This is a genomic window from Celerinatantimonas diazotrophica (genome assembly GCF_004339545.1).
GTDB classification, from domain to species: Bacteria; Pseudomonadota; Gammaproteobacteria; order Enterobacterales; family Celerinatantimonadaceae; genus Celerinatantimonas; species Celerinatantimonas diazotrophica.
In genome coordinates this window covers 343,297-358,472 of sequence record NZ_SMGD01000012.1, presented here as the reverse complement: position 1 = coordinate 358,472, position 15,176 = coordinate 343,297, and the positions used below count along the sequence as shown (strand labels likewise).

Here is a 15,176-nt window from a genome sequence, read left to right as displayed (position 1 = left end):
GCTCCCTTGCATAGATTTGCTCATTTCATTATTGCCATTTCAGCTTATAAAACCCCATCCTTAAGTCATTATTTTTCAGGCGTAGAGCCAAGGATGAGTCGCTAATTAGAATATCCCATCATTGCTAAAAATATTTCGGCTTGATGAATGGCTTCGCGACGATGGCTGATCCCCAGCTTCTGATACAAATTGCGGATATGAGTCTTAATAGTTGTCGCTGCGACATCGAGTTCATCGGCGATCTGCTCATTGCTAAAACCCGAATAGATCAGCCCTAAAACCTGCCACTCCCGAGACGTTAACGGACTCACTTTGATCAATTCGGGCACATCCGGCATCGTGAGTAACTGTTGCACAAATTGCTCATCAAAGTGAGCGACCTTATGTTTGTCATGCTGAGCGATTTGTCGCAGTATTGAACGAGCCCGGTGCATCTCAAGCTCATTCAGCACTTCTAATTGCAATAATTGACGCAGTTGTTGCGCTAATATTTCGCCTTCAATCACAAAATGGCTAATGAATCCGGTCCGAGTCGCGAGGCGAAGGGCCTCAATTAGTGCCTGTTGTGCTTTATACGGCTGCTGAGTATGCCAATAAAGACTATTTAAAATTAGGTAATTTCTATTGAGATCACTAATTAAATTAAATTGTTTAGCATTCTCATTGAGCAATTGTAGTGTTTGTTCAGCCTGTTCATACTGCCCGACAATGATCTGGGCTCGCGCAATATTTCGCCACTGACTCTGCAGAAAATGATTTTCGGCTCCCTCTGGTTTAACCGTTAAATCCAACCATTGTAATGCTGCCTGTTTATCCTTTGTCATCTGCCAGTAGATCACCCGAGGCTTATTGGCATTAATAACCCAATCAATATGTTCATAGTGATGACTTAAGAGATTTTCACAACGCGTCAGATGCTGTCTGGCATTATCTAAGTTACCGCGAACCAAATCACATTTAGCCAACATCGCTAAACATTGTAATTGTTGATGTGCAGAACAGTGCGCTAATACTTCAAGGCCTTTGCGTGCTGCCTGTTCAGCTTCATCTACTCGCCCCCAAGCCCAGAGCAACTGCGAGCGAAGTCGCAATAAAAACTCATGCATCGGAAGCTGTTGTAAGTGCTCAGATTCAACCAGATTAAAAGCCCGGTCCTGAACTTCATAAGCCGCTTGTAACGCCCCTTGCGCAATCAAAATTTCACTCTGTTGGAGCAATGACCATAACGCGTAGTGAAACACCTGATGCTGCATCGCCATCGCTTCACACTGTATCATTGCTTTTAATCCTTGCTCGAGTTGGGCGCGGCAATGCCAAACTTCGCCAATCACGGAAAGTGCCACAATTCGAGCATAATAGTTGGACGCCGATAAATGCTCTTGAGAGTAACGGGCATATTCTTCAGCTTTTGCTAAATCACCATTATTAATCGCCACTTGCGCCCTCAACACACAAAACTCAGCGTGCAGTTCACTATTGATTTCCACGTGATTTGTCTCAAGTGCACTCTGGGCCTGTGTTAATAAAGTTGCGGCTTCATCGATGCGATGTTGACTCTGAGCGAGCCAAGCTCTGAGTAACAACAGATGAGGATAGTTAACAAGTTCGGCAGTTTGAAAATGCTTAAAACACTGGTCCAGTAACATTAATTCACTGCGGTTGAAGAGCGCCCACCCATACTCATTTAAAATTGACATCAGTAATTGGGTATCACCACTTTCTAGAACATGAGCAATCGCTTCATTTGGATAACCTAAACTCAGCCATCCATTGGCTGCATCACGATGGAGCTTCGCTAACTGATCAGCCCTCTCTAGCTGACACCGTCGACGCAGAAAACTCGCGAAAAGCGGATGAAAACAAAACCATTGACCTGAATCATCTAAACGCTGGACAAATAGACCTTGCTGTTCAATCTCCTCAAGGCGTTGCTGAGAATGAGGTTCTCCGGTTACCGCTTCAATTAGTTCGGGGGACATTGAACGAAGCAGTCCACAACGCAGCAAAAAATCACGGGTTTTAGGATCGGTTCGATTAATGACTTCATCTAATAAATAATCTTGCAGATGAGCTGCATTGATCCCGATGAGTCCCTGACTATTGAGCTGCAATCTTTCCTGCTTCTGGCCTCCTGAGGAAATGACTAAAAGCTGTAAGGCGGTCACCCAACCGGCAACATCATCGCACAACTGATCACTGCGCTCTTTGGTGATGGCAACGGGCAAACGACAGGAAAAAAATTGGTGTGTCTCTTCATGATCAAATGCTAACTGCTGACTCCCAATTTCAAGTAATTGCTCGGTAATACGCAGCTTCGCAATACCCAGTGTTGGAATTGTGCGAGATAACAATACTAAGGTTATGTTTTCAGATAAATTCTGAATGAAAAAACGCATAGCCTTGTGAATATCTGAATTTAAAATTTGATGATAATCATCCAGCACCAAGTATAAATGCTCGGGCCATTGAGAAAGTTCCACCAGTAACTGACTAATCAGCGCCGTCAAACTAGCATATTGTCTTTTATTAGCCATCACCGAACTTCGCTGACAAAAATGATCCGTAGCCAGTTGCACCGATTCCACCAAGTAGGCTGCAAATTGCTCAATCGAATTATCTTGCTCATCAAGTGACAGCCAGCCAACGCATTCGACCTGTTCAGCCCATTGAGTCATCATCGTTGTTTTGCCGTAACCTGCTGGGCTAGTCAATAACACGAGTCGATAATGTTCAGCCCCCGCGAGCATTTTTAAAACTCGCGCTCTTGTAACCACATTTTTTAACTGCCTTGGACGACTCAGTTTGCCAGGTAATAACATATTGATTTCATCTTCCCTTATGAACTTCCGGAATCATTTAATTCTATGCCGATAGTTAGACAACGGTTCGAAAGCATGATCGTTTGTAACAATTCATGCTATTTTTTGCACAAATTTATCGCTATTTAGCGGCGTGTTTCACACTTATTCCTACGCCTTTTCTATCCTCCGTTAATTTTCTATATCGCGGATGATGTCCCGTTCGCCCAAAAACTCCAGCATATCTATATGTATATCAACCATGTCTAGAAAGCCTGACAACTAAAATCAACCTAATGGGAACCTTAGCTATGGGACAGCCTTTTAACAGTGAAAAATTTCGAAACTCATTAGTAAACTATTTAAACCATTTGGGATATCACAACCCAACAACATCACAGCAGCCACTCTGGCAAGCCGTATGTCTTGCGATTCAGGATCAACTGCCTAAAACGTCCCCAAAAAAGGCTTTTGCATCTCGCCACGTCAATTATCTTTCCATGGAATTTCTACTTGGTCGACTCACACTGAATAACCTCCAGAATCTAGGATGGACCGAATCTATTCGGAACAAACTCCAAGAATATGATGTACAACTCGTCGATCTTTTAGAATGTGAGCATGATCCGGCGTTGGGAAATGGTGGATTAGGCCGTCTTGCAGCTTGCTTTTTGGATTCGATGGCAAGCATCGAACAACCCGCAACAGGCTATGGGCTGAACTATCAATATGGATTATTCCGACAATCATTTACTCAAGGTCAACAAACTGAATCGGCCGATGACTGGGACAGGGATCATTATCCATGGTTTTGTCAAAGCCCTATTCCTGCAGTAGAAGTTGGTTTTGGGGGCCAGGTTCATTCGAAGAACGGCATCCTTCAATGGATTCCTGACTTTCAGGTGATTGGGAAAGCTCACGACATTGCGATTATCGGCTACCGCAATCATCACCAACAACCACTGCGCTTATGGCACGCCAGTCACCCCCATCCATTTAATCTTAAAGCTTTTAATTTAGGACATTATGCCAACGCCGAAAGCAATGCAATCGAAGCTGAAAAAATCACCAAAGTTCTCTATCCCAATGATAACCATGCTGCCGGAAAACGACTCCGTTTGATGCAGCAATACTTTCAATGCACCTGTGCAATCACTGATATTATTTATCACCACCGTCAAGCAGGCAGACCGCTAGCAGAGCTTCCAAAATACGAAGTCATTCAACTGAATGATACCCACCCTGCCATTGCGATTGTTGAATTACTCCGTCAACTCGTAGACCTGTACCAATGGGAATGGGCGGATGCCTGGCAACTCACCCAACAATTATTTGCCTATACAAACCACACTTTAATGCCTGAAGCACTCGAATGCTGGGATTTACACCTTTTCAAACGGTTGCTACCTCGTCATTATCAATTGATTGAGCAAATTGATGCTTGGTTTTCTGCCACTCTTAAAAATCACCCCGATAAACAACATTACAAAACCAGCAACGCACTATTAATCAAAGGTCACGGAAAGATTCGAATGGCGAATCTTTCCGTGATCGGCAGTTATGCCGTCAATGGGGTCGCCAAGCTGCATTCACGTCTTGTCACCGAAGAATTATTCCCAGAATATGCCAAATTATGGCCCACCAAATTTACCAATGTCACCAATGGGATTACGCCCCGACGCTGGTTATTGATGTGTAATCCAAAGCTGGCTGAACTGCTCAATGACACCATTGGCGAACAATGGCAACACGATCTGTCTTATTTACAATCCTTAGAAAACCATCTTGATAACGCCTCATTTCTCCAAGACTATCAAGATGTCAAACAGAGCAATAAGAACAACCTAGCCGCTCTGATTGCCCAAACAACCGGGATAGAGATCAACCCAGAGGCGATGCTGGATGTACAAATTAAACGCCTTCATGAATATAAGCGTCAACATTTAAAATTACTCCATATATTAGCTCTTTACCAACAGCTCAAAACCCATCCGGATCCCAATTTACCTCCTCGGGTTTTCCTCTTCGCGGCCAAAGCGGCTCCTGGCTATGACTTAGCTAAAAATATTATTTATGCCATCAACCAAGTTGCGGCGGTCATTAACCATGATCCAGCGGTGAACCAACAACTGCAAATCGTCTTTATGCCTGATTATCGGGTTTCTCTGGCCGAGAAAATCATTCCGGCAGCCGACCTTTCTGAGCAGATCTCAACGGTAGGCAAAGAGGCTTCTGGAACTGGCAATATGAAGTTAGCACTTAATGGCGCTTTAACGGTCGGCACCCAAGATGGCGCTAATATCGAAATATTAGACCACGTCGGAGCAGAGCATATTTTCATCTTTGGCCAAACGGTCGAGTCGGCTCGACAACTCTGGCAAAACGAATATCATCCTGAGCAGATCCTCGCTAATAATCCTCAACTGCAAGATATTCTAACCCTGCTCAAAGATGGGACATTTGCTCAGGGCAATAAACAAGCCTTTAAGCCCTTAGTGGAAAGTCTCACCACCGCTGGGGACCCTTACTTAGTGCTTGCCGATTTTGCCAGTTATCTCGACATCCAAAATAAAATCGACGTTCGCTATCAACATCCGACAACTTGGTTCCGTTCCGCCGCAATCAATACCGCTCGCTGCGGCATTTTTAGCTCAGATCGTGCCATCAGAGATTACCAACAACGGATCTGGTTATCTGACGCTCAGCGGATAAAGGGGTAATTTGATGGTCGCACTAGAATCGGGGGAAACGAATTCCCCTATTGCATCTCATTATATCGATGCGCGAGGAGAAGAGATCACCATCGCGCCTCACATCGTAAAACATATTACAACATTAATGGCTTCGCCCAGCTCGTCTGGCCTCACTGATACCGTTGTTCTTTATCCCAGTCACGATTTAATAACACCAACCACAGGATTTATGCCAACTTCCTGGAAATTTATCCCCGAAACAGGAGAACCATTAGAAGGGCTTTGGCAAAGCGGGCAAAAAAGCTGGCGACTCCCAGCCAATACCCCGTTCGGTTATCATCAACTGCGACTTGAGAATGGCATTCAACGCTACTCAATGATGATTATCTGCGCTCCGCAGCGCTGTTTTATTCCCCCACAACTTCAACACTCGGCAGTTTGGGGAAGCTGTATCCAACTCTATACGCTGCGCTCACAAACTAACTGGGGAATAGGTGACTTTGATGATTTAAAAGAGTGGATCACTCGCTGTGCTCAGCAAGGGGCTTCCTTTGTTGGATTAAACCCTATTCATGCCCTCTACCCTGCAGCACCGGAACAAGCGAGCCCGTATAGCCCTTCATCAAGAGAATGGCTCAATATTATCTATATTGCCGTCCCCAAAGTATTAGCATTTCAAACCAGCAAGTGGGCCCAAAAATGGTTCCATCAGCATAAAATACAGCAACAACTTGAGTCACTGCGAAACATGAATTGGGTCGATTATTCGCAGGTGACGAAATTCAAACTCATTGGTTTGCACCTCGCTTTTCGTGAATTTAGGCGACATCCTGATTTTAAAGCAGAGCGCCTAAAATTTGCTGAGTTTCTTAATAAAGGCGGAACCAGCCTTTATCGACAAGGCACTTTCGACGCCTTACATCGCTTCCTGCGCAACAGATTCCCTAATGCTCAAGGTTGGTCACAATGGTCAAGCGCGTATCACTCCCCCGAAGCCCCAGAGGTCGTGGCCTTTCAACACCGTCACCCTAGATTGATCCAATTTTATTGTTGGTTACAGTGGCTTGCCGCAACTCAATTTGCAGAATGCGCAAAAAGAGCTATTCGTTGCCAGATGCCCATCGGATTATACCGAGATGTCGCGGTTGGTGTGACTGGACATGGCGCCCAAACATGGTCTGAACGACACTATTACTGCATGGATGCAGAAATAGGCGCGCCACCGGATATTCTCGGACCGCTTGGGCAAAACTGGAAATTGCCGCCGCTTGACCCTCAGAAGTTAAAACAATTTCATTTTCAGCCTTTCATCGAAATGATCCGAGCCAATATGAAAGGTTGTGGCGCACTTCGCCTCGACCATGTCATGGGGTTACTACGCTTATGGTGGTTACCCAAAGGTGAAGATGCCAGACACGGTACCTATGTGCACTATCCGATCGATACAATGTTAGCGATCCTCGCGTTAGAAAGTCAGCGACATCGTTGTATGATCATTGGTGAAGATCTAGGAACCGTCCCCCAAGCAATTGTAACGAAATTAAAAACAGCAGGTATATTCTCATATAAAGTGCTCTATTTTGAAAAAGATCGAGAACACAATTTCATGCAGCCCGAGCACTATCCAAACCAATCGATTGCCACTATATCGACCCACGATTTACCAACGCTAAAAGGGTTTTTCGCGCATTTAGATCTAAAACTTGGCAAGCAACTGGGACTCTATCCCGACGCAACAGTTCTGAGCGAACTTCATGATGAGCGAACATTAGATTGTCAGAAATTAATCACAACGATAAAGCAGACGTTTAACCTCACACGGTTGCCTGAATCCCAACTCAATCATTTTGTCCATGCTTTCTTAGCGAAAACGCAAAGTGCGCTGCTCGGCTTACAGCCTGAAGATTGGTTAGGCATGACGCAACCAGTTAATATTCCGGGAACGGAAACAGCTTATCCAAACTGGCGGCGGAAACTAACATTGAACATCGATGAGATATTTAGTCATACGGACGTCCTTGAACTTCTAGCACTTTTAGAAGGCATCCGCTCACATCCACAACCAAATGATGAATGAAGTGCCATAACAACGATTAACCTATCGTGCTTTCATCCTGTGAAGATTCAGGCAATCTCTTCGCAGGATATTTGCGCCTTTTAACCACTCAGACATCGCTTTGGTATTACTCCGATACACCACCAAAACGCCTTTATTGAATATAACAAACCAAAAAATCCCTTCTAATTGATGAAGGGATTTCTGATTGATGAAGGGATGAGTGATTCGTCTATCCTTTCACTCCCCCGGCAGTTAAGCCATTAACTAACCATCGCTGAGCAAGCAGGAAAACAACCGTAATCGGCACCGCAGATAACACCGCAGATGCCGCAAAATCTCCCCACAAATAGTTCTGAGGATAAAGATACTGCTGCATCCCCACCGCGAGGGTGTAACTATGCACATCCTGTAATAGTAAAGAGGCCACAGGAACTTCGGTAATAGCCGCGATAAAAGATAAAATAAATACGACTGCAATAATAGGTACAGAAAGCGGTAATAAAACCAAGTAGAAAGCTTGCCAAGGTGTCGCACCATCAATGGCTGCAGCTTCTTCTAACGAGCCGTCAATGGTTTCAAAATAGCCTTTAATCGTCCAGACATGCAGCGCAATCCCGCCCAAATAGGCAAAAATAACGCCACCATGCGTATTTAGTCCCATCCATGGAATGTAATTGCCTAAACGGTTAAACAATGCATATAACGCCACCAACGACAATACCGATGGAAACATTTGAAAAATCAACATGCCTTTTAGCAACGTCTCCCGCCCGGAGAAACGCATCCGAGCAAACGCATAGGCACTGGTGGTCGATAAAGCGACAATTCCTAATGAGGTTAACGTCGCAACCTTGATCGAGTTCCATAACCATAACAGCACTGGGAACGGTGGCAGTGTCACACTGCCATCCGCGTGGTGTACGGTCATTCCTAAGGCTAACTCCCAATGTTCCCAAGAGATCTGCTTAGGAATCAAACTCCCCGTCGAAAAGTTACCCGCCCGCAGCGAAATAGCGATCACCATTAATAGTGGAAACATAATCAACGCGATAAAACAGATCATGATCAAATGAGTCATGAACAACCGCATTTTTTGTGATTTTGCCTGTACTCTTGCCATAATAAGCCTCACTGATCAAACTGAATATGGGATGCTTTCAAGTTAATGACCGCCAAAGCCCCGACCAATAGAAAGATAACGGTTGAGATAGCTGCCGCGAGGCCAAAATCTTGCCCGCCACTCCCTTCAAAAGCGATACGATAGGTATAACTCACCAACAAATCGGTATAACCAGCTGGCGTTGTTGTTCCGAGCCGATCAGGGCCACCATTTGTTAATAGTTGGATCAGAACAAAGTTATTAAAGTTGAAGGCAAAACTAGCAATCATCAATGGCATTAATGGTTTTATTAGCATTGGAAAGGTGATGCGGAAAAAGTTCTGTATGACATTGGCCCCATCCATCGCTGAAGCCTCATAGAGATCATCGGGGATTGCTTTAAGTAATCCCATACACAGGATCATCATATAGGGATAACCTAGCCAAGTATTGACAATCAAAACCATAATCTTGGCCAGCAGTGGGTTATTAAACCATTCTGGCTGAATGCCAAACAGTTGCCCAAGTAATAAATTAATTTCCCCAAAACTTTGATTAAATAGTCCTTTAAAAATCAAAATAGAAATAAAGGCAGGCACCGCATACGGAAGAATAATAAAGACACGATAGATAGCCCTTCCGCGCAAAGCTTCCCACTGGACCAAACAGGCTAACACCATCCCTATTGCCACCGTAAAAACAACCGTTAAAAATGCAAAGATAATGGTCCAGAAAAATATGCCAATAAAAGGAGCGCGGATCCCAGGATCCATGACAATCCGAACAAAATTATACCACCCCACATTAACCGTAAACCCAGGGGTCAGAACATCTTTTCCCCATTCACCATTCGCGAGCACTTGCTGATAATTGCCGACCTTCATATTTGGCCGGTAATGAACCCCAGTTTGTTGATTAATCAGCTCTTGGTTATCCCCTGTTTTATAAAGAGGTATCATGGCGGCAAACGCTCTGAGTGAATTCATCGCTAGCGATTTATCACCAATATGCAAACGTAATTGATTCAGTTGAGAACGATATTTAATAATGGTTCTTAAATTGGCAGCTTTTGCTGCTGGTAATTTAGAGCTCGTTTGCATCTTCAATGTTAAACGAGATTTGCCGAATTGGAACGGTGGGGATCGCCAATATTGGGAGTCAACGGGCCCTAAGACAATAAACCATTTTTTATCAGCAGAATATAAATGAAAAGGATAGCGTTTCGTTTCGACCACTTGACGATCAAGTAACACATTTTCAGCCCGCTCAAGGGTCAGCTGGTGATCACTGCTATAATTCGTAAAACCTATCGAAATGGTATAAAACAACGGAAATAATATAAATAGCCCCATACCAGCTAGCCCAGGATAAACATATCGCCAAGCATAAGTTTTCGAATTCGCAAAAATAAACAACCCTGTACCAACAATTAATATAGCCAGAGCGGCAAAGAGATATTCCTCATGCAAATACATCAAAATTGCGAGATAACCTGTGATACAGGCCAAAAATACGAGCAATCCCCATTTTAAGGTCCGAGAAGATAAGCAGTTGCGCATCACGGAATGATTCATTTGTCACCTCAAATCTAAGCCCGGCTAAACACCGGGCTTGCAAACTTAATGCACAATTCGTTTCTCAGCGGAATTCAAAGCTTCTTTAACACTCTGACGACCACTTACAACATTATTGATGGCACTTCTTTCGGCATACCAGAAAGCACTCATTTGTGGAATATTCGGCATTATTTCACCATTTTTAGCATTTTTCATGGTCGCTTCTATTCTCGGATCTTTAGCTAATTTCGCTTGATAGCTCTTCAACGCGACGGCACCAAGAGGCTTATCGGCATTCACTTCAGCCAAGCCTTTATCCGTGATAAGGTAATTTTCCAAAAATTCCTGAGCTAGCTCTTTATTCGGACTGGCTGCATTGATCCCAGCACTCAAAATCCCGACAAAGGGTTTAGAGGGATGTCCTTCAAAGGAAGGTAAAACTGTTACACCATAGTTAATATGGCTTTTATCAAGGTTTGCCCACGCCCACGGACCATTAATCGTCATTGCTGTTTGCCCTTTGATAAAGGAACTTTCTGCAATGGAATAGTCACTATCTGCATTAATATGGCCGTCTTTCACCAATTTTTGCACAAAAGAAAGTCCTGCCTGAGCCCCTTTATTATTAACGCCAACATCTTTAACATCATAATGGCCATTCTCATATTTAAAGGCATAACCACCCGCGGCAGCAATAATTGGCCAAGTAAAATAAGGTTCTTTTAAATTCCACATAATGGCTGATTTGCCTTCTTTGCGCAGTTTGGTATCTAACGCTGGAATTTGTTCCCACTTCGTTGGTGGTTTCGGTAATATGTCTTTGTTATAGATAAGGGATAGCGCTTCAACAGCAACCGGATAACCAATGATATGGCCCGAATAAGTTACGGCCTTCCAAGTAAATGGAAATAGCTTATTTCGAAACGCTTGAGATGGATGCAAATTGGCAAGCAACCCCGACTTCGCCCATTCGCCAAACCGATCATGGGCCCAAAAAACAATATCAGGTCCGTCACCACTGGCAGCCTGTTGGGAGAATTTTTCTGGTAATTTATCCGGATGTTCCACTCGCACAGGAATGCCTGTTTGAGCTTCAAATGTTTTCCCTACTTTCGCCAGACCATTATAACCTTTGTCACCATTGATCCAGATAACTAACTGGCCCTCTTTAATATTTGCATAAGTTGCTGCAGAAAAAAGGGCAGCCGTCAAAGCCGATAATGCTAGGGCTCTAAAACCTCTTTTGCTCGATACCATGATTATATCCTTCTTAATGTATCTACCGAACAGCTATCGTCTTGGCTACAACTCTCTTACAAAAGAGAACCTTCCGATATCCTCAGCTGATTGTGGAACACATCGTTAGAACTATCATCATCCCTATTGCTACTCCTATAGTCTAGGTTCTGTGATCCTCTCCGCGAAACCCATTGACTTAGCTCTCAAGGGACGAGAGAAACCGCAGATTTTGCATGGCATTATATGTGTTATAATGCGAATCGCCCTGTCGCCTAGTTAGAGCTCATCCATACTTCTCCCCCTTTCATAATCAAGGCAATGGATGATTTCACCCACTAAAAATTAGCCCATAATCTAAGAGTGAAAAACTTGCCAAATACATACTGGCACGGCCAAATTAAGGAGTTATAACGAATGGCTGATCTCAGACTCAATCATGTGACAAAAGCTTTTGGAGAAACAGTGATCTCCAAAGATATTAACTTAAAAATCAATAATGGAGAATTTATAGTTTTTGTCGGCCCTTCAGGGTGCGGAAAATCGACACTACTACGCATGATTGCGGGGTTGGAAACCATAACCTCTGGTGAACTGTATATTGGTGATACGCTGATGAATGATGTCCCACCCGCCAAGCGAGGGGTCGGTATGGTTTTTCAATCTTATGCGCTCTACCCTCATCTAAATGTCGCTGATAATATGTCGTTTGGACTCAAACTTGCGGGCACCCAGAAAGAACAAATTACATTGCGAGTTAACCGTGTTGCCGAAACACTCCAGCTTGCTCACCTGCTTAACCGTCGTCCCAAAGCACTCTCAGGGGGACAGCGCCAACGGGTAGCGATCGGTCGAACCCTTGTCGCCGAACCAGACGTCTTTTTATTAGATGAACCGCTCTCCAACTTGGATGCAGCACTTCGAGTCCAAATGCGCATTGAGATCGCCAAATTGCATAGTCGCTTAAAACGCACGATGATCTATGTCACGCATGACCAAGTGGAAGCCATGACACTCGCCGACCGTATTGTGGTTCTAGATAAAGGGAACATTGCACAGGTGGGGAAACCGCTGGAACTCTATCATTATCCAGTCAACCGGTTTGTCGCTGGATTTATTGGCTCCCCAAAAATGAACTTTATACCGGTCACAGTGACGAATACGGCCATTGACCAAGTTCAAGTGATGCTTCCCAACCAACAGCAAATCTGGTTGCCAGTGCAAAGTGAAGGCGTCACCATTGGCGATGCAATGTCACTTGGAATACGCCCAGAGCACTTACAAAATGCTGAATTTGCTGACATCACCCTCAAAGGTGAAATTCAAGTCGTTGAACAATTAGGTCCTGAAACCCTTATTCATATAGAAATTCCGCAAATCAATGCTTATCTGGTTTATCGAGAAAATGACGTTGTCGATGTTCACCAAGGACAGCAATTTGCCGTAGGACTCCCGCTACATCGGTGTCATCTATTTAATCAAGAAGGTTTGGCATGCCAACGCTTGCATCAAGAAGCAGGGCTCTAGAGGAATAGGGAGAGTCACCTCCCTACTTTTTTAGAATGAACTTTAATTCATTTAGAGGGAGGCATCTGTTCTTTAATGGCTTGGATAAAAAATGTCTTCGCTTGGGTGATCCCAACGCTCTGAGCTTCCCGTTCTAACTGCATCGCTTTAGCTATATCACGTTGCTTAACAGCCTTTTTAATAGCTTGTTTAAAATAATTCGCCGTTTCGGGTAATGCTTTGCTCACTAATGGCGTTCTAATTTGCCCTACATGGACCGCCCCAATCTGCTCATTTAACTGACTGGAAATCGACAATTTTAGCGTACCATTCGCCACATGATGGGCAATCGGATCCGGAATGTCAGGAACCGCATGATTAGTCCCTCTGGCAAAGGCTTTCGCCGGTGCGATCATTTGGGTAGTCTGGCTCAAATCACGCTGATCCGTGTAAAAAAGAATATAGAGAAAGCGCTGGCCAGGACGAGGAACCAATTTAATCTGACCGACCACCCGGTCTGGATTTAAAAATTCGGCAGGCTGGTACTGCCATAGATGAGCGGGATAAAACCGTTCTGCAATCTTTTGGCCATCTAAGACCAATACATTCGGCACATATACCTGACCATCATGAATATCACTTTCAAAATTAATCGTTAAATCTCCACGGTCAGCAGGAATTGCCAGTGCCGCAAATTTACCGCTCACTGAACGTCCCAATATTGAACCCGCTAATGACGGCTCCACTTGCTTCTGATATGGCAATTGGACGGGTTGCCAAGGAATGTTAGCAAACGAGCTTTGCGCAATAGCACCAGCTTTTGAAGCCTCGACGCCCACAATAGGTTGGGCTGCCAAAACACTCGTCAAGCAACTAAAGAAAACGAGCAGTCCAAGCGGCCAATAAATGATTTTTTTCATGCGTTACTCCTTTCAAAAGGGCTGTATCAACAGCCCTTCGAGTCATCATTACCACCAGGCTTCCATCTGAGCGCCAAAAGTGACCTCTTTGTCATCACCCCGGCTGTATGTCGTCGTCATCGTATCGGCAACTTCATTGTTCCCACTGATTCCCCAATTTTCATTCCAATCAGCATAAGTGACAAAAAGCCGCAATGCCGGACGTGACCAAATACTATTCCCCGCCTGCCACTGCTGTGCTAGAGTGACTTTGATCTGGTTATTGGTAGCACTGACAGCCTGCGCTTTAACTCGATCATAGCCCACTTCAAGTAATGTACTCATGACGTTACTCCATTTGTACATTGGCCGAACTCCAGCGGTATACCAAGTGCTTCCTTGACGACCGTCCAAGTTTTTTCTCTGGTACATCGCGACATACATCATGTCCCATTTAGGAGCCAGAGTAACGGCACCGTGATCGAGTACTCGAACTAAGTGACCATCATTATTCACTGAGCCACCACTACTCCGGCCATTACCAGCCGTCATTGAGTTAGTTGCATACTGAACAACAAATTTATTAAATCCACTCATGATGCTTTGAGTGTGTTCAGCCGTCAGCATAAAGCCATTTTTAGAGGCACCATTAGCCAACCGATAACCACTTTTGGTTCGCGCTTTGCCATAATCAAACCCAAGCTCTAATTTGCCATCCTTATTCACAGCCAAATTAGCTAAACGCACATCAAACGTATCGTTATACACGTTATCAGTCCCATTTATGAAACTAGTCGCGCCCCCGGCTTCGGTATTACGTGTTACAGCCAAAGATAATTTACCAAACCCCAGATCGATATCTTCAATCCCCGCACCCGGACCTGAAATATCCCAGTAATAAAAGTCGATCATGTGGACATCATGACGTTTATAATATCGCTTACCAGCCCAAATAGTTGCCCCAGGCAATGAATCGATTAGGTTCCGCCCTTGCACATTCATTTCCCGAAATGCAGGAGAAGTTGATTCCCAATCGTTATCTTGCTTAACGGAATAAGCCACCAAACTGTTCAAATAAAAACTCTTATCTTTATCACGCCATGCTTCTTCACCTAACACAATTTCTGCGTATGTTTCGCACTCATTGCCAAGACGGTATTTACTACCTGCTCCTGTTGCCTGAAAACATTCTTGTTCTCCTCCACTACCAGTCCATCCTATTCCTGAACGGGCATAGCCATGAAAATCAACAGCAAAACTTTGTGCCGACGCTAAGCTAACTGTTGCCGCAATAGCTAAAGGTAAAAATCGAAGCCTCATAAACACTCTC

General features: G+C 44.3%; 9 protein-coding genes. 3 read left to right on the top strand and 6 right to left on the bottom strand.

The window, feature by feature from the left end; translation table 11 throughout:
* Positions 1–101 precede the first annotated feature (101 nt).
* Complete coding sequence (gene malT, locus EV690_RS07890) at positions 102–2,819, bottom strand: HTH-type transcriptional regulator MalT (RefSeq protein WP_131912446.1); 2,718 nt, start codon at positions 2,817–2,819, stop codon at positions 102–104.
* Between the two features lie 290 nt (positions 2,820–3,109).
* Between malT and glgP the strand changes: the two genes are divergently transcribed.
* The gene (glgP, locus tag EV690_RS07885; protein WP_131912445.1) at positions 3,110–5,518 is read left to right on the top strand and encodes a glycogen/starch/alpha-glucan family phosphorylase; all 2,409 of its coding nucleotides are present in this window, start codon (positions 3,110–3,112) and stop codon (positions 5,516–5,518) included.
* 4 nt (positions 5,519–5,522) lie between these two features.
* Positions 5,523–7,568: a 4-alpha-glucanotransferase gene (gene malQ / locus EV690_RS07880; protein WP_131912444.1), complete on the top strand. Its 2,046-nt coding sequence runs from the start codon at positions 5,523–5,525 to the stop codon at positions 7,566–7,568.
* Between the two features lie 211 nt (positions 7,569–7,779).
* On the opposite strand, the gene malG is transcribed toward malQ, so the two are convergent.
* The 3 genes from malG to malE are packed head-to-tail and all read right to left on the bottom strand — an operon-like array spanning position 7,780 to position 11,462.
* Positions 7,780–8,670, bottom strand: coding sequence for a maltose ABC transporter permease MalG (gene malG, locus EV690_RS07875; RefSeq protein ID WP_131912443.1), 891 nt, complete (start codon positions 8,668–8,670; stop codon positions 7,780–7,782).
* Between the two features lie 8 nt (positions 8,671–8,678).
* Complete coding sequence (gene malF / locus EV690_RS07870; protein WP_396022805.1) at positions 8,679–10,223, bottom strand: maltose ABC transporter permease MalF; 1,545 nt, start codon at positions 10,221–10,223, stop codon at positions 8,679–8,681.
* A gap of 45 nt (positions 10,224–10,268) precedes the next feature.
* A complete protein-coding gene (malE, locus tag EV690_RS07865; protein WP_131912442.1) occupies positions 10,269–11,462 on the bottom strand; it encodes a maltose/maltodextrin ABC transporter substrate-binding protein MalE in 1,194 nt (397 codons plus the stop codon).
* Between the two features lie 396 nt (positions 11,463–11,858).
* On the opposite strand from malE, the gene malK reads away from it, so the two are divergent.
* Positions 11,859–12,968 carry a maltose/maltodextrin ABC transporter ATP-binding protein MalK gene (gene malK / locus EV690_RS07860; RefSeq protein ID WP_131912441.1) on the top strand — a complete coding sequence of 370 codons (1,110 nt, stop codon included), beginning with the start codon at positions 11,859–11,861 and terminating at the stop codon, positions 12,966–12,968.
* Positions 12,969–13,015: 47 nt separating this feature from the next.
* On the opposite strand, the gene EV690_RS07855 is transcribed toward malK, so the two are convergent.
* Together EV690_RS07855 and EV690_RS07850 are read right to left on the bottom strand one after the other, a co-directional pair.
* On the bottom strand, positions 13,016–13,867 hold the full coding sequence (locus EV690_RS07855) for a MalM family protein (protein ID WP_131912440.1): 852 nt from the start codon (positions 13,865–13,867) through the stop codon (positions 13,016–13,018).
* Between the two features lie 48 nt (positions 13,868–13,915).
* Positions 13,916–15,166, bottom strand: a complete 1,251-nt coding sequence (locus tag EV690_RS07850; RefSeq protein ID WP_317986177.1) for a maltoporin — start codon at positions 15,164–15,166, stop codon at positions 13,916–13,918.
* Positions 15,167–15,176 lie beyond the last annotated feature (10 nt).